20 protein-coding genes are annotated in these 23,304 nt (G+C 58.1%); 17 read left to right on the forward strand and 3 right to left on the reverse strand.

The window, feature by feature from the left end; all coding sequences use genetic code 11:
* Positions 1-37 precede the first annotated feature (37 nt).
* Together AC1ENN_RS06500 and AC1ENN_RS06505 are read left to right on the forward strand one after the other, a co-directional pair.
* Positions 38-727 carry a lysophospholipid acyltransferase family protein gene (locus tag AC1ENN_RS06500; RefSeq protein ID WP_480392097.1) on the forward strand — a complete coding sequence of 230 codons (690 nt, stop codon included), beginning with the start codon at positions 38-40 and terminating at the stop codon, positions 725-727.
* Between the two features lie 91 nt (positions 728-818).
* Positions 819-2,189 (forward strand): class II 3-deoxy-7-phosphoheptulonate synthase, encoded by a 1,371-nt coding sequence (locus tag AC1ENN_RS06505; protein ID WP_480392098.1) that lies wholly within the window; start codon positions 819-821, stop codon positions 2,187-2,189.
* A gap of 140 nt (positions 2,190-2,329) precedes the next feature.
* Here the strand turns inward: AC1ENN_RS06505 and pknB are convergent, their stop codons facing one another.
* Positions 2,330-4,294, reverse strand: a complete 1,965-nt coding sequence (pknB, locus tag AC1ENN_RS06510; RefSeq protein ID WP_480392099.1) for a Stk1 family PASTA domain-containing Ser/Thr kinase — start codon at positions 4,292-4,294, stop codon at positions 2,330-2,332.
* A gap of 58 nt (positions 4,295-4,352) precedes the next feature.
* Complete coding sequence (locus AC1ENN_RS06515) at positions 4,353-5,855, reverse strand: muramidase family protein (protein WP_480406892.1); 1,503 nt, start codon at positions 5,853-5,855, stop codon at positions 4,353-4,355.
* A 203-nt stretch (positions 5,856-6,058) separates the two neighbouring features.
* Here AC1ENN_RS06515 and AC1ENN_RS06520 point away from each other — a divergent pair, with 203 nt between their 5' ends.
* A complete protein-coding gene (locus tag AC1ENN_RS06520) occupies positions 6,059-6,400 on the forward strand; it encodes an Rv2175c family DNA-binding protein (protein ID WP_449646560.1) in 342 nt (113 codons plus the stop codon).
* Positions 6,401-6,455: 55 nt separating this feature from the next.
* On the opposite strand, the gene AC1ENN_RS06525 is transcribed toward AC1ENN_RS06520, so the two are convergent.
* Entirely contained in the window at positions 6,456-7,574 is a 1,119-nt protein-coding gene (locus tag AC1ENN_RS06525) for a polyprenyl synthetase family protein (protein WP_480392101.1), read from the reverse strand.
* Between the two features lie 73 nt (positions 7,575-7,647).
* Here AC1ENN_RS06525 and AC1ENN_RS06530 point away from each other — a divergent pair, with 73 nt between their 5' ends.
* The 14 genes from AC1ENN_RS06530 to AC1ENN_RS06595 all read left to right on the forward strand — a co-directional run bounded on the left by AC1ENN_RS06530 (position 7,648) and on the right by AC1ENN_RS06595 (position 23,302).
* Complete coding sequence (locus tag AC1ENN_RS06530; RefSeq protein ID WP_449646562.1) at positions 7,648-8,031, forward strand: DUF3040 domain-containing protein; 384 nt, start codon at positions 7,648-7,650, stop codon at positions 8,029-8,031.
* A 243-nt stretch (positions 8,032-8,274) separates the two neighbouring features.
* The gene (gene mraZ, locus AC1ENN_RS06535; protein WP_449646563.1) at positions 8,275-8,706 is read left to right on the forward strand and encodes a division/cell wall cluster transcriptional repressor MraZ; all 432 of its coding nucleotides are present in this window, start codon (positions 8,275-8,277) and stop codon (positions 8,704-8,706) included.
* 98 nt (positions 8,707-8,804) lie between these two features.
* Positions 8,805-9,758: a 16S rRNA (cytosine(1402)-N(4))-methyltransferase RsmH gene (gene rsmH / locus AC1ENN_RS06540; protein ID WP_449646564.1), complete on the forward strand. Its 954-nt coding sequence runs from the start codon at positions 8,805-8,807 to the stop codon at positions 9,756-9,758.
* Positions 9,755-10,375: a cell division protein FtsL gene (ftsL, locus tag AC1ENN_RS06545; protein WP_449646565.1), complete on the forward strand. Its 621-nt coding sequence runs from the start codon at positions 9,755-9,757 to the stop codon at positions 10,373-10,375. Before rsmH ends, ftsL begins: the two co-directional genes overlap by 4 nt.
* A gap of 28 nt (positions 10,376-10,403) precedes the next feature.
* Positions 10,404-12,137, forward strand: coding sequence for a peptidoglycan D,D-transpeptidase FtsI family protein (locus AC1ENN_RS06550; RefSeq protein ID WP_480406893.1), 1,734 nt, complete (start codon positions 10,404-10,406; stop codon positions 12,135-12,137).
* 36 nt (positions 12,138-12,173) lie between these two features.
* Positions 12,174-13,577, forward strand: coding sequence for a UDP-N-acetylmuramoyl-tripeptide--D-alanyl-D-alanine ligase (locus tag AC1ENN_RS06555; protein ID WP_480392102.1), 1,404 nt, complete (start codon positions 12,174-12,176; stop codon positions 13,575-13,577).
* Entirely contained in the window at positions 13,574-14,671 is a 1,098-nt protein-coding gene (gene mraY, locus AC1ENN_RS06560) for a phospho-N-acetylmuramoyl-pentapeptide-transferase (protein ID WP_449646568.1), read from the forward strand. Before AC1ENN_RS06555 ends, mraY begins: the two co-directional genes overlap by 4 nt.
* 2 nt (positions 14,672-14,673) lie before the next feature.
* Positions 14,674-16,200, forward strand: coding sequence for a UDP-N-acetylmuramoyl-L-alanine--D-glutamate ligase (murD, locus tag AC1ENN_RS06565; protein WP_449646569.1), 1,527 nt, complete (start codon positions 14,674-14,676; stop codon positions 16,198-16,200).
* Positions 16,157-17,602 (forward strand): putative lipid II flippase FtsW, encoded by a 1,446-nt coding sequence (gene ftsW / locus AC1ENN_RS06570; RefSeq protein WP_480406894.1) that lies wholly within the window; start codon positions 16,157-16,159, stop codon positions 17,600-17,602. The genes murD and ftsW overlap by 44 nt, the downstream gene beginning before the upstream one ends.
* Positions 17,599-18,693 (forward strand): UDP-N-acetylglucosamine--N-acetylmuramyl-(pentapeptide) pyrophosphoryl-undecaprenol N-acetylglucosamine transferase, encoded by a 1,095-nt coding sequence (locus tag AC1ENN_RS06575; RefSeq protein ID WP_480406895.1) that lies wholly within the window; start codon positions 17,599-17,601, stop codon positions 18,691-18,693. Before ftsW ends, AC1ENN_RS06575 begins: the two co-directional genes overlap by 4 nt.
* Positions 18,690-20,138, forward strand: a complete 1,449-nt coding sequence (gene murC / locus AC1ENN_RS06580) for a UDP-N-acetylmuramate--L-alanine ligase (RefSeq protein WP_480406896.1) — start codon at positions 18,690-18,692, stop codon at positions 20,136-20,138. The genes AC1ENN_RS06575 and murC overlap by 4 nt, the downstream gene beginning before the upstream one ends.
* A complete protein-coding gene (locus tag AC1ENN_RS06585) occupies positions 20,125-21,198 on the forward strand; it encodes an FtsQ-type POTRA domain-containing protein (RefSeq protein ID WP_480406897.1) in 1,074 nt (357 codons plus the stop codon). Before murC ends, AC1ENN_RS06585 begins: the two co-directional genes overlap by 14 nt.
* A 254-nt stretch (positions 21,199-21,452) precedes the next feature.
* On the forward strand, positions 21,453-22,610 hold the full coding sequence (gene ftsZ / locus AC1ENN_RS06590) for a cell division protein FtsZ (protein ID WP_449646574.1): 1,158 nt from the start codon (positions 21,453-21,455) through the stop codon (positions 22,608-22,610).
* 5 nt (positions 22,611-22,615) lie between these two features.
* Positions 22,616-23,302 carry a YggS family pyridoxal phosphate-dependent enzyme gene (locus AC1ENN_RS06595; protein ID WP_449646575.1) on the forward strand — a complete coding sequence of 229 codons (687 nt, stop codon included), beginning with the start codon at positions 22,616-22,618 and terminating at the stop codon, positions 23,300-23,302.
* Positions 23,303-23,304: the final 2 nt, after the last annotated feature.

Raw genomic sequence — 23,304 nt, forward strand, 5'->3', positions numbered from 1 at the left:
AGAGTAGAGATTCGCTCGAGCAGGAGAAAGAGGCACCATGTTCTATTGGTTTATGAAGAATCTGGTGGCCGGCCCCATTCTGAAAACGGTGTTTCGGCCGTGGGTTTCTGGGCTCGAGAATTTGCCACGCAAGGGCGGCGTGATCCTCGCAAGCAACCACCTGTCGTTCATTGACTCGGTCTTCTTGCCGTTGGTGATGGATCGGCGAATCTTCTTCCTTGCCAAGAGCGACTATTTCACCGGCCGCGGCATCAAGGGCTTCTTCTCTCGCGCTTTCTTCAACGGCACAGGAATGCTTCCGATTGACCGCTCAGGCGGAAAGGCTTCCGAGGCCTCGCTCAATACGGGACTTGCGGTTCTCGCTCGCGGTGAAGTTCTTGGCATTTATCCGGAGGGGACACGTAGCCCAGATGGCAAGATGTATCGCGGTCGCACCGGTGTAGCTCGCATGATTCTTGAGGGCCATGTTCCTGTGGTTCCGGTTGCGATGATCGACACTGAGAAGGTCATGCCGATCGGCACCAAAATCCCGCGCATGGGTCGCATCGGAATCGTCTTCGGTGAGCCGCTCGACTTCAGCCGTTTCGAAGGTATGGAAGGCGACCGCTTCATTTTGCGGTCCATTACCGACGAGATTATGTACGAGCTCAACCGCATCAGCGGTCAGGAGTATGCGGATGTGTACGCTACGTCGGTCAAGGAACGCGCGGCTGCTCCTCGTCGCTGACCGTGACATTCCGTACCCCAGTGAGCCGGTAGGCTCGTAGTGGGTCACAAGCCCAGCCATTTTCGCAGTAAATGTATGAAGGAATCTCCCTGTGGTCGACCCGTCAGAACCAGTCGTGCTCGCTGATCCAACCGTGATTGCCGGTCTAGACAACTGGCGCACCCTCCCCATCAAGCAGCAGCCACAGTGGCCGGATGCCGTTGCGGTTGGCGAAGCCTCGAGCAAGATCGCTTCCCTTCCTCCGCTGGTATTCGCTGGCGAAGTTGATCGCCTGCGTTCACGGCTGGCGCGTGCTGCACAGGGAGAAGCTTTCCTCTTGCAGGGTGGTGATTGTGCAGAAACTTTTGCTGGCGCTACGGCCCGGCAAATTAGTGATCGCGTCAAAACGATTCTTCAGATGGCCGTTGTCCTCACGTATGGTGCCTCAAAGCCGATCGTCAAGATGGGCCGCATGGCTGGCCAGTTCGCCAAGCCACGCTCAAGTGACTTTGAGACACGCGGAGAAGTAACCCTTCCGGCCTACCGTGGCGACATCGTCAATGGTTTTGATTTCACTCCAGAGTCGCGGACCGCTGATCCAGCACGTCTGGTTGAGGGCTACCACACGGCGGCATCCACTCTGAACCTCATTCGCGCGTTCACACAGGGCGGCTTTGCCGATCTGCGCCAGGTGCACTCCTGGAACAAGGGCTTCGCGGCTAACCCGGCGAACCGCCAGTACGAGAGTCTCGCGAAAGAGATTGATAAGGCAGTGCGCTTCATGGAGGCGGCAGGTGCCGACTTCGACGAGCTCAAGCGCACGGAGTTCTATTCAAGCCATGAGGGCTTGTTGATGGACTACGAGCGCCCTATGACTCGCATCGATTCGCGCACGGGTACTCCGTACAACACCAGCGCCCATTTCCTGTGGATCGGGGAGCGCACTCGCGACCTCGACGGTGCGCACATTGACTACTTCTCGCGGCTGCGCAACCCGATCGGTGTGAAGCTCGGTCCAACGACGACTCCTGAGACGATGAAGCAGTTGATCGACAAGCTCGACCCCGAGCGTGAGCCGGGTCGACTTACCTTCATCACTCGTATGGGAGCTGGCAAGGTTCGCGACGCGTTGCCGCCGTTGCTCGAGGCAATCAAAGACATGGAAGCTACGCCGCTATGGGTCACCGACCCGATGCACGGCAACGGTCTCACGACGCCCACTGGCTACAAGACTCGTCGCTTTGACGATGTCGTTGACGAGGTCAAGGGGTTCTTCGAGGCCCATCGCGCTGCGGGAACATACCCTGGTGGAATCCACATCGAGCTCACTGGTGATGATGTCACCGAGTGCTTGGGTGGCTCAGAGCAGATCGACGAGGCCACTCTGGCAACCCGCTACGAGTCGCTGTGCGATCCTCGACTCAACCACATGCAGTCGCTTGAACTTGCTTTCTTGGTTGCCGAAGAGCTTCGCGCCTTCTAGCCTCAAACGCTTGACGTTGAACAACGACGCTCGCTAGCAGTCGTCCCGGCAAGGAACGGACCGCTAGCGAGCGTTTGTTTTGGTGAGCCAGTATTCGGCCGGGCACCGACAGGCGTCAATGCACGGCTGAAACGGGCAGGCTAGCCGTAGATCGTGACGTCGGCGCCACGCTTGATCATTTCTCCGCCAGCGGGGTCTTGATCAGTCACAACCGCAGGAGGGAAGCTCCAGAAGATTTGCTGGATGGCAGTGTCAACGGTGACGACGAATCCGGCTTCTTCGAGCTCGCGCTTAGCGGCGGCAATATTGTCACCGATGACATCAGGAACCTGAACGAGATCGGGTCCGCGAGAGATAATGAGCGTTGCGGTGTCGCCCTCGCGGAACGTGCGGGCAACGCCATCCGCGTTCTTCTCGGAGTCAATTGCGACGACCGTTCCTTCGGCGCAATCGTTGAAGACTTCGATGCCCTTTACTGCATCGAGTCCGACACCAGCGAGAATTTGCGACGCTTCCTCGAAGGTCGCGCAGGAGACGTTTGGTAGCGGCCCCACTGAAACGATGAGAGTGACTTCTTGCAGTTCGCCGTAGGTCTCTGAAGCAAGGATCGAGGCCCCATCAACGCCGAGGACGTCGATTACGAGTCCAGCACCGATATCGCCGTTGAACTGCTTGATTACGGGCTCGACGAGAGTGAACGGAGCGGCTTCGATGGCATCTCGTGCTTCTTGTTCTGTCATTCCCGCGAACGCCGGCACTGCGATGGGCTCGGGGCCCTTCGAGATGAGCAACGTGACGGCCGAGCCATTGGGTACCGCTGAACCAACGGCTGGCGTTGAGTTGGCTACCAGATCAATGGCGACCACGGGGTCAAACGTTTCGCCAAGTTCGTCGCTCACCGTGAGCCCGAGATCTTCCAGAATTGCCCGCGCCTCATCTGGCGTACTGCTCGTGATGCTTTCAGGGATCGTCACTTGCGAACCAGGACCAGAGCCGAAGTACCACCCCGCGCCAGCGGCACCGCCGACGAGCAACACAATGAGTACGAGCAGCCACCATCCACGTGACTTCCGTTTGGTCGCGCGCGTCGAAAGCGTTGTGGTGTTTTCTGACACTTGAGTCGGCGCGGGTGGGGCAACCTGTTGAAGTTCAGCGCCGAAGATCTGTGTTTCGGCCGTCGACCCGAGTGACTCCGCAGCAGGAGCGCTTGGCAACACCATCGTGCGCTGCACCGCTGTTGAGGCTGTCGGCGGCAACGCTGTCATCAAAGAACTGTGCGTTTGGTAGAGCTGATCGAGTAGCACCCGCGCGTCACGCGGACGATCATCCGGTTCGCGGGCGGTTGACCATAGGACAAGGTCGTCGAGTTCTGCTGGCACTAAGTGATTTGCTGCGCTGGGGCTGGGCACCGCATCGTTGGCATGCTGGTACGCAATCTGCATGGGCTGCTCACCCTTGAAGGGTTGTTCGCCAACGAGCATTTCGTACATCATGATTCCGACAGCGTAGATATCGCTGCGGGTGTCAGCTACACCTCGAGTAACGAGTTCGGGGGAGAGGTACGCGATCGTACCCAGCAGCGCTGCACCGGTTGCCGTGTTTGCGCTGGCAGCACGGGCTAAACCGAAGTCGCCAATTTTGATTCGCCCGTCGTCGGCGAGCAACACGTTTTCTGGTTTCAGGTCGCGATGAACGATGCCCGCTTTGTGGGCGGCGGCAAGTCCTGCGAGCACAGCCTCCATGATGTCGAGCGTTTGCTCGGTAGTCAGGATGCGATGCTCGAGCAGAAGGTCGCGGAGCGTAATTCCCGGAAGATACTCCATGACGAGATAAGCCATGTCGCTGTCTTGACCCTGGTCAAAAACGTTGACCACGTTGGGGTGCGCTAGGCGTGCAGACGATCGCGCCTCTTGAACGAAACGTTCTTTGAACTTGCTGTCGTCGGCAAGATGGCCGTGCATTATCTTGATCGCGACCTTGCGCTCAAGTCGAAGATCGGTTGCGAGGTAGACGGTGGCCATGCCGCCACGGGCAATTCGCGAACGGATCTGATACCGGCCGTCGAGGAGACGGCCGATCATCGGATCTGTAGTGTTCGCATTCACTCTGCGAGTCTAAAGTTCTGAGCCGTGAGAGTACCGCTAGACACGGCTGTTCGGCAGGTTAGCCGAGTTCTTGCAGCCACGAACGGGCCGAGGTCTCCCATTTTGCGTATGCATCTGGGTAAGCCGAGATCTGAACTGCCTGTGCAGCACGCGTCAGGCTCATGTCTTTCCAGCCTGAGATCTCGAGGAGACCGCGGGTCACGCCCTTGTTGGGGTTGCTCGGTCCGCCATAGAAGAGTCGTGCGGCGTACGACGGAGTGGTGAGTTGAGTAACGGTGCCCCACCCGGCGCTGGGCCGCTGCTGGAACAGCCCGACTGAGTCTCGGTCGCCCCAGTTGAGATTGCGCAGACTCGATTCCTGCATCGCCGTAGCGAGAGCAATCGTGATTCCGTAGTCGGAAACTCCCAGATCACGGCCAACCTGAATGACTACCTGCGCGTTTGCACGCATCTCGGCGGTCAGATAGGTCACATTGCCGCCGCTGCTTGCAGGAGCCGCGCTCGACGACGGAATCGTGAGCTTGTCGCCGATGTGGATAATGCTTGCGGAGCTCAGCCCGTTCGCGTCGAGTACCGCTTGGGTAGAAAGCCCGAAACGTTTGGCGATTGCTGAAACTGTGTCGCCCGATACAACCAGATAACTACTGCCGGATACGACGGGTGCTGGTGCTGGTGCTGGTGCTGGTGCTGGCGCTTCCGCGACGGGAGCGGGTGCCGGTGCTGGTGCTGGTTCTTCGTCAACGACGGCAACGTCTTCGGTCTGATCACCAGCTTCGGTAGTGCTCTCGGCAGAGTCGTCAACCGCGCTGCTGGCGGCATCCGACGCATCGTTGCTGTCATCATCCGTCGTGAAGTCGTATTCCTGAGTGTCTTCCTGCGCGCCTTCGCTTGGTGAACTGAGGTTGCCAGGAATCAGAATGGTTTGGCCAGGGTAAATGATGCTCGACCAGCCGAGGCCGTTTGCTGACATCACCGAAATTGTCGAGACACCAAACTTGTTGGCGATTCCGCTGATGGTGTCGCCAGCAACGATTGTGTATTGACCATTGGTTGTCTTGGTGTGGCTAACGCTCGGCAACGGTGCTGCTGCGCCCTTGGTGAGCGTTAGCTGCTGCCCGGGAAAGATCATTGATGACCAGCTGAGGCCATTGAGCGCCAGAACGGATGCTGTGGACAGCCCATAGCGAGACGCGATGTCGCTAACGGTGTCTCCTTCAGCGACGGTGTAGCTCGCCGGGGCTGGTGAAATCACTGTCGCGGCGGCCTCGGTTGCGATTGCAGCGGCGCGTGGGGTCGGCTTCTTTGCCGTCTCGATCGACAGGCCAGGATCGTTCGGAGTTTTTGCATTGACGGGCTCGACTGGACCGGTCAGGTTGAAGGTAGCTGCAGCGAGTGATCCGACGAGAATTACGGGAACCGTGTTCATGAGATTGCGGCCGGCTCGGGCTCGCTGTTGAGCTAGTCGTCGTGCGCGCTCTCCGTTGTCGGTTGTCGCGGGAACTAGTCCGGCGAAAACTGTGTGAGCAACACTGTCGGTGTCGTCCATTGTGAAATGTGTCATTTTGTCTTCCTGCTCCCGGCCCCGAGAAGGTGTGCGTGATCACCTAGATCACGGCGCCAACGCTGTCACAGAAGGTGCCTAGTGTCAACCATCGTGGCTGGTGTGGCTAATGTGACTGAAGTTATCTAAGTCGACTCGTGAATATTCTGTATATGCCGTGCTAACTGTCAGGTTTTCCACAACGGCCGTGGCACTCTTAAGGGGTGACTGAATCACCCACCATTAACTGGCTCACCGTTCCTGACCTCACCGAGCAGCTCGGCTTGAAGGTCAGCCAAGTTCGCCGCCTTATTGAAGAAGGCGCTCTACTTGCGAGCAAGATCGACGGAGTGTGGCAAGTTCCCGACGTCTTCATCGTCGATGGGGCACCGCTGCGCGAGCTCAAAGGCACCGTCATCGTTCTGAGCGACGCTGGCTTCACTTCAGACGAGTCGATGAACTGGTTGCTCAACGCCGAACCGAGCTTGGGTGTTTCACCCGTCGAAGCATTGAGAGCCGGCAGAAAAGCCGAAGTGCGTCGAGTCGCCCAAGCTCTCGGCTTCTAGGCGTTCGGCACCACGGCTCTCCTTGGCGTTCTCCTCCGAGGCCGCAACAATCTTTTTACGATGTGCGAGTAGTAGCTGCCGTCGCTAGCTCAAGAAGTCGCGCTCGAGCTGTCGGCGCCAGGTTCGCGTTCTCAATCGATTCGCAGGCGCGCTCGAGATTCCGTGCGATTACTTTTTCAATCTGATCGACGGCACCCGAATCCTGAAGTGTCGAGCGAATCATATTGACCTGCTCTGTCGAGAGATCGGGGTCGCCGAGAAGTTCATCCAAGATTGAATTGGCGCTTGCCGGGAGTTTCTGGCGAGCAATGGCGATGATCGCGGTTCGTTTTCCTTCACGAAGATCATCGCCAGCAGGTTTACCGGTCAACTCAGGGTCGCCAAATATCCCCAACACGTCGTCCCGAAGTTGGAATGCGACACCGAGGGGGAGCCCGAATGCTCGCAACGCGTCGATCTGTTCTTCGCTTCCCGCGCCCAGACTTGCGCCGACGGCAAGCGGAGCTTCGACGCTGTATTTTGCCGACTTGTAGATCAATACGCGCTGTGCCCGCTCTAGCGCTTCAGACTCGGGATAACTTGCCCACGCGCTTTCGTCGTGGATGTCGAGAAACTGGCCAGCCATTACCTCAGTTCGCATCGTCATAAATTCTCGACGAGCGGCCAGCGCTGCCGGTCGAGGAAGCATGGCGATTCCGCGTCCAAGAAGTTCGTCGCTCCAGCCGAGAAGAAGGTCGCCGAGGAGTAATGCCGAGGACTGGCCGTACGCTTCTGCGCTGCCGGCCCAGCCGCCATCCCGATGCATTTGCTCAAAGCGACGGTGTGCAGCTGGCGCGCCGCGTCGAGTGTCAGAACGGTCCATGATGTCGTCGTGAACGAGCGCTGCGGCGTGAAAGAGCTCTAGCGCCGATGCCGACATAAGAACGCCAGGCAATGCGCCTGCAACAGCGTCATCGTCTAGAGGGCTTTCTGCCGAAGGTATTCCCGCGACTGATTGCCAGCCCCAGTAGCAAAAGAGTGCGCGAAAGCGCTTTCCGCCAGAGAGTAGATCACCCCCGACGTCGATCAGGGCAGTGAGTTCGGGCGCGATCGCGTCCAGCTCCGCACGCTTTTCGGCGAGGAACTCGTCAACGTTCAGCTGGACAAGGTCAACTAACTGGTTACTCTCAGGCACTTGTCTAGCCTAGCGACTGAATCGGGGCGTACTATGGAGGCCTAGCCGTGGATCCCATAGAGAGGGGAACGGAATGCCGCTTTCAGAGCAAGAGCAGCGGGCCCTCGATGAGATGGAGCGCAGCCTCTATCAAAACGATGCTGATTTCGTCAGTACAGTCAGCCCTCGTCGTGGCAAGCCCAACTACCGAATGATGGTGATCGGCGTTCTTGTCGGTGTCGCCGGAATTATTGCCCTCCTCACGGGAGTCATCATCCAGCAGCCCCTTGTCGGCGTGCTCGGCTTTATTGTGATGTTCGTTGGTGTGCTTCTGTTTGTCTCACCACCGCGTTTGAGCGCCGCAGATGCAGCGGATGCATCGCCCTCCACTTCATCGCGTCGAGCAACGAAGCGTGGTGCGTCATTCATGGACACCATCAACAGTCGTTGGGATCGCCGCCAGGACGGGCGCAGCTAACTCCAACCCTCTCCACTTTTAGGACCAGCCTTCGGGCTGGTCCTTTTTTTGTGCCCTAAACGGGGTCAGTTTGCTGCGTTCTGCCAAATTTGCTCCATTTTCCTCCACCTGCTTATCCCTTATGTTTACTGACTTCTTTCAAGGTATTTTGATATTTATGGGTAAAAACCTTAGATAAGTGGTTGAAAGTGGAGTAAAGTGGAGAACACCTAAATCTGGGCCGGAGAATGAGGGGGAGTAGCCATGTTTCTTGGCACCTATGCCCCCAAGCTCGATGACAAGGGCCGCATCATCCTCCCGGCCAAATTTCGTGAAGAGCTCGCGTCAGGCGTGGTCGTTACCCGTGGACAAGAGCGCTGCCTCTACGTCTTCAGCCAGCGCGAATTCGAAGTAATGCACGAAGCAATTCGCAAGGCGCCTGTAACAAGCAAGCAAGGGCGAGACTTTCTTCGTCTCTTTCTCTCCGGTGCAAACCAAGAGACACCAGACAAACAACACCGGGTCACCATCCCAGCCGGGCTGCGCGAATACGCAGGCTTGGGGCGTGACCTCACCGTCATCGGTGCAGGCAACCGCGCTGAAATCTGGGACACCGAAGCCTGGAACACCTACTACGCGGCCAGCGAGGCCGACTACGTCAACACCACCGAGGAGGTGATTCCGGGACTCTTCTAGCTCTTCGACGCTGACTCCCAGCCGAACGCCCTGATTTTCTTCCCCGATATCAGGTCGCATCGGATGGGGATCAGCCTCCGAGAACTAGCCCGTACACCATGGCTGATAACACCATCCACACCCCAGTGCTCCTTGAGCGTTCGATCGAATTGCTTGCACCGGCACTGGAATCACCAGGCGCCGTGCTCGTTGACGGCACCTTAGGCATGGCCGGACACGCTGAGGCTTTCCTCCAGCGGTTCCCTGAGCTCACGCTCGTGGGCATTGATAGAGACGAGGACGCTCTTGCTATCGCTCGACGTCGGCTTGAGCCTTTCTCTAGCCGCACGCACTTTGTTCATGCTGTCTACGACGAGATTCCGCAGGCACTCGCTTCGCTGGGATTCCCGAGCGCTCAAGGAATCTTCTTCGACCTCGGTGTCTCGTCGCTCCAACTCGACAGAGTTGAGCGCGGGTTCTCCTATTCTCAAAATGCTCCGCTAGACATGCGAATGGATGTCTCGACACCGATAACGGCCGAGCACATCCTCGCTACCTATAGCGAACTAGAACTTCGCCGCATCTTCTACGCCTACGGTGACGAGAAATTAGCACCTCGATTTGCGAGTCGGATCGTGCAATTTCGCGAACAGCAGCCGTTGACCACATCGGCGCAACTAGTCGAACTGGTAATCGCGGCTACTCCCGCAGCCGCTCAGCGGGCTGGGCACCCCGCAAAACGTGTGTTCCAAGCCCTCCGCATTGAAGTAAACCAAGAACTTTCCGTTCTCGAACGCGCAATCCCCGCAGCGATCAACTCGCTAGACATCGGCGGCCGAATGGTCGTGCTGGCATATCAGTCGCTCGAAGACCGCATCGTCAAGCGTGAACTTCAACGACGGTCGCGGTCGACGGCGCCTGCAGGCCTTCCTGTCGAGCTTCCCGAACACAAGCCCGAATTGAAACTGCTCGTTCGAGGCTCTGAACAAGCAAGTGACGCAGAACAACAAACCAACCCCCGCGCCAAGCCCGTACGACTGCGAGCTATCGAACGAATGCGAGTCATCTCATGAGCACTAACCTCGCTTATGCGCAGCCACAGCACGAACCAACCCCTCGTCAGCGACCGTCTCACATCGAGATCGTCACGACTCGGGCCCAGCGAAAGGCCCGTCCGCGGGCTCTTTATGCTGTCGCTACCGTGGCCAGCATGTTTGTGATCCTCGCAGCCCAACTGCTGCTGAGCATTGTTGTTACTCAGGGTGCTTACCAGATTGATTCGCTGCAAGACCAGCAGAAGCTTCTGAACCGCACCGAGCAGAATCTCCTCGAATCGCTCGCGCTGCAATCGTCTTCGCAGAATCTTGCAGCACAAGCAGCTGGCTTCGGAATGGTTCCCAACTCCACTCCGTATTCGCTCAACGTCGCTACTGGCTCTGTTTTCCAGCTTCCCGGCAGTGCGGACCCCACCGGTTGCGGCGGAAAGTGCGGCCTCGTTGGCAACACCCTGCTCACCGGAATGCCTCTCGTAAGTGCAGAGGTCGCTGCCGCGGCGAAGGCAGCCGATGCAACGGCAGCTGCGGCTGCGGCAACCACGGCAGCAACGGTTTCGAGTTCATCGACTGCTTCTGCATCCACCGCCGCGCCAGAGGTCGCTAATAACGCGATTCCCGCGCCTGTCACGCGATGATTGAACCAATCACACCGGGGGAGAACCGATGAAGCCGCGCTCGACACGTGCCAGAATCACGTTTGTTGTTTTTACGATTCTCGCGTTGAGCGCAGTTTTCATGATCCGGCTCATAGACCTTCAGGTTGTTCAAGCTGAGACGTTGTCTGCAGAAGCAGATACGAAACGCACGCTGACCCGAGTGACCTACGGAACGCGTGGAGACATCGTTGACACGCGCGGAGCCGTTCTTGCCGACAGCGTCGAACGCTTCGACATTGTGATCTCACCGCGGGTGACTCTCTTAAGGGAGAACGCGTCTGTCGTCGTTCTAGAAGATCTCACCAAAATCACCGAGCTGATTGGGGGAGACCCCGCGGCGTTGCTGACGATGATCCTTGAGAACCCGGACTCCGACTTCGAGTATTTGGCAAAAGGAATCACGCTCGAGCAGTACCAAGCGGTAGCCAAACTCGATATCGCTTGGCTGTACTACGAACTGCGCCCAGACCGTAGCTACCCCAACGGCGAAGTTGCCGGCAATCTCGTCGGGTTCATCGGTACCGATGGTGCGCAAGCGGGGCTCGAACTGACCGAGGATGAGTGCCTAGCGAGCCAGGATGGCGAAGCGAGCTATGCCCGTGGAGAAGATGGGGTTGCGCTGCCAGGTAGCTCGGTAGACATTCTCGAACAAAAAGACGGCGGCACTCTCAAACTGACCATTGATCGAGATCTGCAGTTCTATGTGCAGCAGCGGATGGCGCAGACAGCAGAAGCGCTTGGTGCTACTTGGGCAACCGGAGTGGTCATGCGCGTCAGTGACGGACACCTCATGGCGGTAAGTGATTGGCCGACCGTAGACCCCAACAACGTCAACCTTTCTGATGTGGGAGATCTCGGCTCCCGTGCATTCAGTACCCCCTACGAGCCAGGTTCCACGGTGAAAGCCCTTACCGCTGCATCGCTCATCGATTCCGGAGCGGCAAATCAACGCACGCAAGTGGTTTCGCCATACGCACTTGAGCTTGCCAATGGTGGCGGCGTCATTAGTGACTCGTTTTATCACGCCGACCAGCGACTGACTCTCGCCGGTGCACTCGTTGAGTCCTCGAACACCGCAATCGCTCAGTACACCGATTTGCTCAAGGCTTCGGCTCGCCACGACTACTTGCAGGCATTCGGCCTCGGAGAAGAGACGGGTATCGATTTCAACGGTGAGTCGAGTGGCACCCTGTACGAAGCGAATAACTGGGATGCGCGTACCAACTACACCGTGCAATTCGGCCAGGGTCTGAGCGTGACATCTATCCAGATGGCTAGTGCTTACCAGGCACTCGGCAACGACGGCGTTCGGATTCCACCATCGATCGTCGAAGGCTGCTACTGGCCAGACGGCAGTGTCACGGATACGCCTTCGGCCGACGGAGTTCGAGTTATCTCGAAAGAAGCATCTGAGCAGACTCTTCAGATGATGGAAATGGTTTATAGCTCGAGCGGATCAGCTCCGAACCTGCAGATTCCCGGATATCGAGTAGCAGTCAAGAGCGGAACAGCGCAGGTCGCCGAGAACGGCGGCTATGGCGACAAAGTCGTTATCTCCTACGCTGGGATCGCTCCAGCAGACAATCCTGAGTACGTTGTGATCGCGACCGCCGGTATCCCGGATACCATCTATTCGGGCGCTATTGCATCGACATTCCGAGACATTATGGCCCAGACGCTTACCACCTACCGTGTTACTCCGTCGGGAACTGCGGGACCGGATCTGCCATTGCGCTGGTAAGTTTTCCGCGCGTTCACCCAACCTGGAGCACACCACGTGATCGAACTGACTATCGCCGAGATTGCCACCGCCGTAGGTGGAACCCTTGTTGACTCGGCAACCGGAGACCGTCAGTTGCCGGCTGTAGCCGTGCAAACGGACTCGCGGTTGAGCACAGCGGGATCGGTGTTTTTTGCGCTTCGGGGAGAGACAACAGACGGGCACCTCTTTGCCGCCAGCGCGGTTGCCAACGGCGCTGAACTGGTCGTTGCCGAATACCCCCTTGACCTGGATGTCGCGCAGATCATTGTCGCTAACGGAGTGCACGCACTCCAGGCACTCGCCCGCACTGTCGTCGCTCGCGTTCGCGCTAAAGGAGATTTGAAGGTTGTTGCCGTCACAGGGTCAAATGGCAAGACCACAACGAAGAACATGCTGCGGAGCATCCTCGAACGTCAGGGTGAGACTGTTGCACCTCAGGGCTCATTCAACAACGACGTTGGTGCACCGATCACCATGCTTGGCGTGACGCACGAAACCAAGTACCTCGTTGTAGAAATGGGTGCAGACGGTGTCGGCGACATCACCCGACTGCAATCGATCGTGATGCCCGACGTCGGAATCGTGCTCATAGTTGGGCTTGCTCACATCGGAAAGTTTGGCGATGCGGCGACGACTGCCATCGCAAAGTCCGAAATGGTGACCGGGCTGCCGCCGGAGGCAACAGCCGTTCTCAACTACGACGACGGTCGAGTTAAAGCGATGGGCGCGCTAACCGAGGCTGCCGTTAGTTCCTTTGGGCTCGACGCAAGCGCGGATGTCTGGGCTGACGAAATCGAGGCGACCGCTCGCGGCACCGCATTTGATCTTCATATCGGTGACGACACCATCCCGGTGCAGTTGCGGATCCTTGGTGAACACCACGTCACGAATGCCCTTGCTTCGATTACAGCAGCGCGAGCCCTTGGCATTGACCCTCAGAGTTCAGCGACCGCACTTGAGTCGATCGAACGAGCCGAGCGTTGGCGCATGGAACTGCTCGCTGGTCCCGGTGGCATCACCGTGATCAACGACGCCTACAACGCGAGCCCCGATTCCATGGCGGCGGCTTTGAAGACACTCGTGCAGGTCGTTGGCCCGAAAAACAGATCCGTCGCAGTGCTTGGGGAGATTGCCGAGTTAGGCGACTATGCCAACGAAGAACACGATCGCATCGGGCGACTCATCGTGCGCTTGAACGTGCAGAAGCTGATTGTTGTTGGCCACGCCGCCCGCCACATCCACAACGCTGCCGGTCTCGAAGGTTCGTGGGATGGAGAGTCGGTACTCGTGGATAGCGTCGAAGAGGCATACGCTGTGCTGCGTGAAGAACTGCGAGAGGGCGATGTTGTGCTGGTGAAATCGTCGAACTCTGCTGGCCTTCGGCACCTGGGTGACCGGATCGCGGGTGTAACGGCATGATTGCCCTCCTCATAGCAGCGGGTTTCTCGCTCATGTTCACCCTCCTGCTGACGCCACTGTTCATTCGCCTATTTGTGCGACTCAAATGGGGTCAATTCATTCGGGACGATGGTCCTGAGAGCCACCACACCAAACGTGGAACGCCCACGATGGGCGGAATCGTCTTCATCATTGGCTCGACCGCCGGCTACTTTGTCGGTCACTGGGTAGCCCAGGAAACTGTCACGCTTTCGGGTCTTCTCGTGATCTACCTCATGGTCGGATTGGGTCTGATCGGTTTTCTCGACGACTTTTTGAAGACCCGCAAGCAGCGCAGTCTCGGACTCGGCGGTTGGTCGAAAGTGGCCGGACAGGTAATAGTTGCAGCCGGTTTTGCCGCTCTCGCGCTCAACTTCCCTGATCCGGGAGGACTCACACCGGCATCCACAATGATTTCCGCAGTTCGGGATATCACTTGGCTGGATCTCGCGACGTTCGGCGTCGTCGCCGGTGGGATATTGTTCGCGATTTGGGTGACTCTCATCATCGTGAGCGCTTCTAACGGAGTAAACGTAGCGGATGGTCTCGATGGACTCGCCACTGGATCAGCAATCTTCGCGATCTCCTCCTACATTGTCATCGGCTTCTGGCAGAATAATCAGTCATGTAGCAACATTGGAATCGACCGCGAAGTGCTCTACAAGTGCTACGACGTTCGTGACCCACTAGATCTCGCCATCATCGCTGCGGCAATCGCTGGAGCGCTCATCGGATTCCTTTGGTGGAACACCTCCCCGGCTCAGGTATTCATGGGCGACACCGGCTCGCTGGGACTCGGCGGTGCGCTTGCCGCGCTCGCCATCATGAGTCGCACCGAGTTGCTGCTCGTTCTCATCGGAGGCCTCTTCCTTATCGTCACCGGTTCAGTGATCCTTCAACGGGTGTACTTCAAGATCACCGGTGGTAAACGAATCTTCTTGATGAGTCCGCTGCACCATCACTTTGAACTCAAAGGCTGGGCAGAAGTCACGGTCGTCGTGCGCTTCTGGCTAATCGCCGCCCTCTTCGTTGCCGCCGGCGTCGGCCTCTTCTACCTCGAATGGATTAACCAGTAGCTGTGCGCGATCTCGAAACTCTCACCAGCTGGAACTCAGAATGGAGCGGCCTCAAGGTCGCAGTACTCGGTCTGGGAGCCACCGGTTTCTCCGCGGCGGATACCCTCACCGAACTGAAAGCCGACGTGCTCGTTATCGCAGACACGGCATCCGAAAACCGTGTCGAAATGGCGAAGGTAGTTGGCGCAGCACTCACGCTCGGAGGATCGCCTCATACTCAGGTCTCAGCTCTCTCCTCGCACCGGCCAGACGTGGTTATCGTGTCGCCTGGCTATCCGCTTGATCACCCACTGCTCGAGTGGTGTCGCACTGCCGATGTGCCCATGTGGACAGAGATCGAACTTGCGTGGCGGCTGCGAGACAAGACAGGAACGCCCGCCGAGTGGATCGCCATAACGGGAACGAACGGCAAAACAACCACGGCTCAATTAACAGCTCACATCCTGTCGACCGCCGGGTTCAGGGCTGGCGCGGTCGGAAATATCGGCATTCCGGTACTTGACGCGATCCGCTATCCCGACGGATTCGATTTCCTCGTTGTAGAACTCTCGAGTTTTCAACTTCACGGGATGCCACGACACGGTGTTGGAGCGATCTCACCACTGGCAAGCGTGTGTCTCAACCTCGCCGATGACCATCTTGATTGGCACGGCTCACGGGATGCCTACGCTCAGGCGAAAGCAACCGTGTATTCGAATACCAAGATCGCCGCGGTCTATAACCGTGCCGTACTTGCCACTCAAGAGATGGTGGAGGAAGCTGACGTCATTGAGGGATGTCGAGCGATCGGCTTCGGCCTCGATAGCCCAGGGCCAAGCGACTTCGGCATCGTTAGCGATCTTCTCGCAGAACGCGCGTTCCATGAGGACCGCCACAATGTTGCGGTCGAGCTCTTCACTCTTGACGAACTTCGTCAACGGAACCTAGCGGCACCTCACATGCTCGCCAACATTTTGGCAGCCAGCGCGCTTACTAGGGCTGCGGGTATCAGCATCGAAGCGCTTCGCGCAGGAGTTGCTAGTTTCCAGGTCGACGCTCACCGCAACGAGGTTGTTCTCATCAGCGGAGGAGTCTCGTGGATCAACGACTCCAAAGCAACGAACATGCACGCGGCAAGTGCGTCGCTTTCCGCCGTTGAGTCCGTGGTGTGGATTGTCGGGGGACTACTCAAGGGCGTGGATATCGCCCCGCTTGTGAACCAGCACGCCAAACGACTCAAGGCGGCCATCATCATCGGCACCGACAGGCTGGCAATCCTCGCGGCATTCGCGCGACACGCGCCCCAGATTCCCGTCTTCGAGGTTGACTCGACTGACACTGAACACGTGATGCCGCGCGTCGTTGAGATGGCGCACGGAATCGCGACCGATGGTGACACCGTTCTCCTGGCGCCGGCAGCGGCATCCATGGATCAATTCATCAGCTATACCGATCGCGGCGAACAATTTATCGCTGCTGTGCGTGACCGAGTAGGAGGGAGCGACGATGACACCACCGACGCCCCCGCAGCGCCCCCAGCGTCCGAGTAGCGCTGCGCCGATTCCGCCCCAGCAGAAGTCGCAACAACGAAAAACTCCCGCAGCAGGATCACCGTCTCGTGCCGCTCGCACTCTTGCTGCTGCCGCAGCCTACGCGCGTCCAAGCGCAGCGGTGGGATCCGAAGGCAGCACTGCATCCGCCAGTAAAGACTCTGATGCGCCAGTCTCCGCTCGCGTACCCGTGAAACGCATTTTTTCCGCGCAGTCGAGCAACTTTTTCCTCCTGCTCGGCACAACACTCTTTCTGGTGATTTTCGGGCTAGTAATGGTTCTGTCCTCGTCTTCGGTGGAGTCTTTCACCGCAGACGAAGGGTTCTTTGGTCGCTTCCTGCGTCAAGGAATGTTTGCCCTCATCGGTGTGCCACTCATGCTGATTTCTTCCCGGGCGCCTGTTGGCTTTTGGAAACGCTGGGCGTGGCCCGGTCTTGTGTTTGGTGGGGTACTTCAGCTCCTCGTCTTCGTTCCTGGTATCGGCTATGGCTATGGCGGAAACCAGAACTGGATCCGATTGGGCTCGTTTACGGCGCAACCCTCGGAATTCGTTAAAGTTGCTGTGATCATTTGGGTTGCCTGGGTCTTGTCAACGAAGCAGGATCTGCTCACCGATTGGCGTCATGTGCTCCTACCGGTAGGGCCGGTTGCGGGTGCGGCAATCGGTTTCGTTCTGATCGGCAACGACTTGGGAACAGCATCGATCATGCTGCTCATCGTGTTCGGCTGCTTCTTCTTTGCCGGGGTCCGCCTGCGATTCCTCGCCGTTGGCGTTTTGGGAGTGGCTGTGGGTGCGCTGCTCTTCGCCGGTACGAGCAGTTCCCGAAGCTCGCGCATTGGAGTTTGGCTCAACGGATGCACCGATCTCGACTATCAGGATGCATGCTGGCAAATTGACCACGCGTATTGGGCTCTTGCTGGCGGTGGAATTTTTGGCACCGGTCTTGGCAATTCGGTTGCTAAACGTGGTTGGCTTCCGCACGCGGACAATGACTATATCTTCGCCATTATTGGTGAAGAACTTGGACTCATCGGTGCGACCGTAGTTCTCCTTCTTTTTGTGGTGCTGGCGATTGCTTTCATCAGGATCATTCGTTCGACAAACGACAGCTTTGTGCGGATTGCTACCGCCGGAGTAATGGTGTGGACGGTCGGTCAGGCCTTCGTCAACTTTGCTGTGGTGCTGGGAGTGCTTCCCGTTCTCGGCGTCCCGTTGCCCCTGATCTCAACCGGTGGCTCAGCCTTGATCGCGACGCTTCTGGCGATCGGAATCGTGCTGTCATTTGCTCGAGCAGGTAACAAGCCTGAGCCGCGCACCACCCCGGCCCCAACGCCGCCAACCCAGACTGCTGCTGATCGCTCACGCATGCTCGCAGCCGATCGAGCACGAGGACGCCGATGACCACCTATTTACTTGCTGGCGGCGGCACAGCGGGCCATGTGAATCCGCTCCTTGCGGTAGCGGAACGAATTCGTGTTCGCGAACCGAAGGCTGAAGTTCTCGTGCTCGGCACTGAGGAAGGTCTTGAGGCTCGGCTAGTCCCTGAGCGCGGTTTCGAACTCCTGACAATCGACAAGCTTCCATTCCCGCGTCGGCCGAATAGGGCTGCTCTGGATTTTCCCCGTCGGCTGCGCGAAACTATCGATCATGTCGCTGAGCTCATAACCGAGCGCGGTGTGGACGTCGTTGTTGGCTTCGGCGGTTATGTTGCGGCCCCGGCATATTTAGGGGCCCGTAAGGCAAAGATTCCGCTTGTCATTCACGAGGCCAACAGCAGGCCGGGCATGGCCAACCGCCTCGGTTCGTTTTTCACGCCCTTTGTGGGTACGGCGTTCGACCGAACCCCTATCCGGGGCGGTGTCGTGGTCGGGATGCCGCTTCGCGCTGAGATTGAGTCGCTAAACCGTTTTGCAGCTCGCGCCGAAGCTGATGATTTTTTCGGACTCGACCCGCACAAAGCCACGCTGCTCGTTACTGGCGGTTCGTCCGGTGCTAAGCGTCTCAACGACACTGTTGCTGCTTCGGTGACTCGAATACTGGGTGCGGGATGGCAGGTTCTCCATATCACCGGCGAGTACCGGGACGTTGTTGAGGATCCGCGACTTCCTGGCTATGTCGTCGTGAAGTATTGCGATCGGATGGAGTTGGCTTTGGCCGCGGCCGACTTGGCAATTGCTCGCGCGGGGACATCGACTGTCGCGGAATTGACCGGCCTGGGAATCCCCGCCATCTATGTTCCGTACCCGGTCGGAAACGGCGAGCAAAAGTTCAACGCCCGCACAGCTGTAGATGCGGGGGCTGCTGTTGTGGTCGCGGACTCCCAATTCACGAATCGTTGGGTGACGAGTGAATTGGTGCCCATGCTGCGCAAGCGGGCTCTCATCGCAGACATGGCGGCGCGAGCATCGACCATTGGTTCACTCGATGGAACTGATCGGATGCTCGAACTCGTCGATCGGGCGCTCGGTCGCGATCTACCATTGACATCATGATCTTTCCCGATTTGACCATGCCGTTGCCCGGTGCGCTGACCTCTGCCCACTTTGTGGGTATTGGTGGCGCGGGCATGAGCGGTATTGCTCAATTGTTTTTGGATGCGGGAATCACTGTTACCGGATCTGACCGTGCGACAAACGCGAATATCGACGCGTTGAGGTCCGAGGGCGCGACGATCCATATTGGCCACGATGCCCGTCATCTGGGCGATGCGGATGCCTTGGTCTACACGGGTGCGTTGTGGCCAGATAATCCGGAGTACCTTTCGGCTATCGAGCGCGGGATTCCGGTATTGCACCGCTCTCAAGCTTTGGCGTGGCTGATTGGTGATACTCGCCTTGTTGCTGTTGCTGGGGCGCACGGCAAAACAACATCAACGGGAATGATCATTACTGGTCTTCGCGAACTTGGCGCTTCCCCCAGCTTTGTCAACGGCGGTGTTATTCAGGGCCTTGACGCGAGTTCTGGTCTGGGAACAGACAATCTCTTTGTCGTGGAAGCCGACGAATCTGACGGCTCATTTTTGCTGTACTCAACGGCGATTGCGTTGATTACTAACGTTGATGCTGATCACTTGGATCACTATGGCTCACATGAAGCTTTTGATGATGCGTTTGTGACATTTGCGTCTCGTGCGACCGAGGCTGTTGTGGTGTCGAGTGATGATGCGGGCGCGATCAGGGTCACACAACGGTTGGCCCACAAGAACATCGTCACGTTTGGTGAAGCGGCCGACGCCACCATTCGCATGCACTCGTTGACCGATGAGGGGCCCGTCGCGTTCACTATCGTCGTCGACGGTCGCGAAGAGCGCGTGCAGTTGTCTGTTCCTGGTCGTCACAATGCGGTGAATGCGACAGGCGCCATCGCTGTGCTTGTCGGGCTCGGTTTCGAACTCGGGGCCGCGATTGATGCGGTGTCTACGTTTGCGGGAACTCAACGACGTTTCGAACTGCATGCTGTTGTGGATGGCGTCAGTGTCTACGACGACTACGCCCATCACCCCACGGAGGTCGAAGCAGCGCTCAGCGGAGCGCGGAGCGTGCTGGGTAGCGGCAAGCTCATTGCCGTTCATCAACCCCATTTGTTCAGCCGCACGCGCGACATGGCGAATGAGTTTGCCGAAGTTTATGAGCGACTTGCTGACCATACCGTCGTGCTTGACGTTTTCGGGGCTCGCGAAGATCCGATCCCAGGTGTCACTGGCGAGTTAGTTTCGTCAAAATTCGCGGATTCGAGTCGTGTTGATTTTGTCCCGGATTGGCAATTGGCGGCAGAGCGCGTAGCTGAATTGGCCGTTGAGGGAGACATCGTGATGACTCTCAGTTGTGGTGACGTTTATCGGATTATTCCGCAGCTTATCGCGGCAATAGGCGATCATCGGTCGTCAGACGACCGGACGCCGTCTGTGGCAGATCAGGTGCCGAGTGAAGAGGCCTGAGGGTTTCGATAAGCCTTCTCCGGAGTCGACGACGTCGAGCGCAAAACCGCGGCGCAAACGGGGAACTCCGGCGCAACAGTCGAAGGCAAACGCGGCCACGCCCAAAAAATCCCCTAGCGCCACTCCGCAAGTTCGCAATCCCACCGGCGCGGCCGGCGCGACGAAGCCATCACAGGCGTCACTGGCGTCACAGGCGTCACAGGCACCCAGCCGAGAACGGCCTTCTTCTCCTCGAATCGAACGAGCGCCGCGCCCTAAGCTGCACGGCCGTGAGCCAAGTCCGGATGCTCTGGCAAAGAAGCAACTTCGCCAGGCTGCGCGAGCGCGAAAGAGGGCCGAGCGAGCCGAGCTGCGCCGTTTCACTCGGCGAGCACGCACTCGCAAATTTGTGCTTCTTTCGGTCGCTGGAATCGTCGCCACCCTTCTTGGTCTCATCGCGGTGGCAGTGTTCTCGCCGATTCTGGCGCTCCGCACTGTCGTGGTTGATGGCACCAACCGTATTGACCCGGCGGAAATCCAGACTGCAGTCGAGACGCAAGAGGGTACCCCTCTAGCGCTACTCGACTTTGATGCCATCACTAAAGAGCTTTCAGTGTTTCCGCTGATTCGTAGCTACGTCACCGAGATTGTTCCTCCCGACACGCTTCTCGTTCATATTGTCGAGCGCGAACCGATCGGTTCGATCAGCGTTGACGGCGTTTTTCGCATGGTTGATCCTGCGGGCATCACTATTCAGGAATCTGCTGAGCGCATCGAGGGGGTTCCCCTCATCGATACCGGGGGAGCGGACACCTCAAGTCCGGCCTTTGCTGCCGTCACTGAAGTTCTGCTCTCGCTCCCGCTTGATCTGAGGGCGCAAGTCACTAGTGCATCGGCAACGACGAAAGATGATGTGTCCTTTGTGCTTGCTGGTGTTGGGCAACGAGTTGTCTGGGGGAGTGCCGGTGATTCAGCTAAGAAGGCCGTGCTCTTGGCATCTCTGATTTCGATCACGGATGCTGGACGGGCGGGCGAGTTCGACGTCTCTGCTCCGAGCAACGGAATCTTCCGACCGAGCTAGCCGTTCGAGAGGTGGGCGTGAGGTCACCATCAGCGCGGATTCATTAGGAGTCGTGCACCAGCTGGGCCGCAGATTCGCTTGGTTTCTCGGGGCCTTTTGCGGCAATTTCTGCTAATTGTTCGAACACTTTCCGACACGCGGTAAGCGGTGCATCTTTGTTGCTCTGTGTCCGCATATTCTCAACAAAAGAAATACATACTGAGCATAACTTTAAACCTCAAGTCGAGGTTGATAGTTTCCAGTGGAGGCCGAACGTGACATCAAACCAGAACTACCTCGCAGTCATCAAGGTAGTCGGCATCGGTGGCGGCGGAGTTAACGCCGTCAACCGAATGATCGAGCTCGGCCTGCGAGGCGTCGAGTTCATTGCGATCAATACCGACGCCCAAGCACTGCTTATGAGCGACGCCGACGTCAAGCTAGACGTCGGTCGCGAACTGACTCGTGGACTCGGTGCAGGAGCCGATCCAGAGGTTGGTCGACGTGCTGCAGAGGACCACGCAGAAGAAATCGAAGAAGCGCTTGCTGGCGCCGACATGGTGTTCGTTACAGCAGGTGAGGGTGGCGGAACCGGAACCGGTGGCGCACCCGTAGTTGCAAGAATCGCCAAGTCGATCGGCGCACTCACTATCGGTGTCGTCACGAAGCCATTCGGCTTTGAGGGCAAGCGCCGTTCGTCGCAGGCAGAAATTGGCGTTGAAACCCTCAAAAACGAGGTCGACACCCTCATCGTCGTGCCCAACGATCGTCTCCTCGAGATCAGCGATCGTGGCATCAGCATGCTTGAAGCCTTTACGACCGCCGACCAGGTACTCCTTGCCGGTGTTCAAGGCATCACCGACCTCATCACGACACCGGGTCTCATTAACCTGGACTTCGCTGACGTCAAGTCAGTGATGCAGGGCGCGGGTTCTGCGCTGATGGGAATCGGTTCTTCACGCGGGGCCGACCGGGCCATAAAAGCGGCTGAGCTTGCAGTGGCATCCCCGCTGCTTGAAGCCAGCATCGATGGAGCACACGGTGTGCTTTTGTCGATTCAGGGCGGATCGAACCTCGGAATTTTCGAGATCAACGATGCGGCACGCCTCGTGCAAGAGGCTGTGCATCCAGAAGCGAACATCATTTTCGGTGCCGTAATCGACGACACTCTCGGCGATGAAGTGCGCGTCACCGTTATCGCTGCGGGTTTTGACGGGGGAGAGCCATCGGCTAAGCCTGTCGAGGGGCGCCGCACGAACTACGTCGTTCCTGAAGCGCCAGCGGAGCACATCTCTGCCGCAGAAAAGTCGGCCGAGAAAGACACCGACTGGAAGTCGCAGCCGAGTGTCGTCCCCGCGGCCACGATCGACCGTAGTTTTGACGACGACGCTGAGAACGACAACGATCTCGACGTTCCTGACTTCTTGAAGTAGGAACGATGGCTGACCAAACACCGTTAGCCACTCGACTCGCAGAAATCGACGAGCGGATCGCGGATGCCGCACACGCTGCATCACGCGATCTCTCGTCGATTACGCGAATCGTCATCACCAAGTTTCATCCCGCGAGTATGGTGCGAGAGTTGCATGCACTTGGGGTTCGCGATTTCGGAGAGAGCCGGCACCAGGAGGCGCAGCCCAAGGTGGCCGAGCTCGCTGACCTTGACGCACGCTGGAGCTTCGTCGGCCAGTTGCAGAGCAAGAAGGCGCGTCAAGTTCGCGCCTACTGTCAGGCGATTCATTCTGTCGATCGCGATTCCCTCATCACGGCACTCGCCAGCGAAGATGCGGTCGTCCCCCTCGACGTCTTCGTGCAAGTGAATCTCACTGACGATCCGGGCCGCGGTGGAGTGATTCCCAGTGAACTCGATGGTTTCGTCGATCGCGTGGCAAATGCCGCGGGAATCGAGCTGAGAGGCCTCATGGGGGTTGCCCCGCTTGACGCAGACCCGAGGCCAGCATTCGCCGCCCTGAGGGCACTCTCGGAGCGCCTGGGGGCTCAGCACCCAACCGCTCGAGCGCTCTCGATGGGAATGTCAGGCGATTTTGAAGAAGCAATCTCCGAGGGCGCGACACACCTACGTATTGGCACGGCAATCACGGGAAAACGACCCGACCATGGTTAATC

This window comes from Rhodoglobus sp. G.S.23, assembly GCF_056675935.1.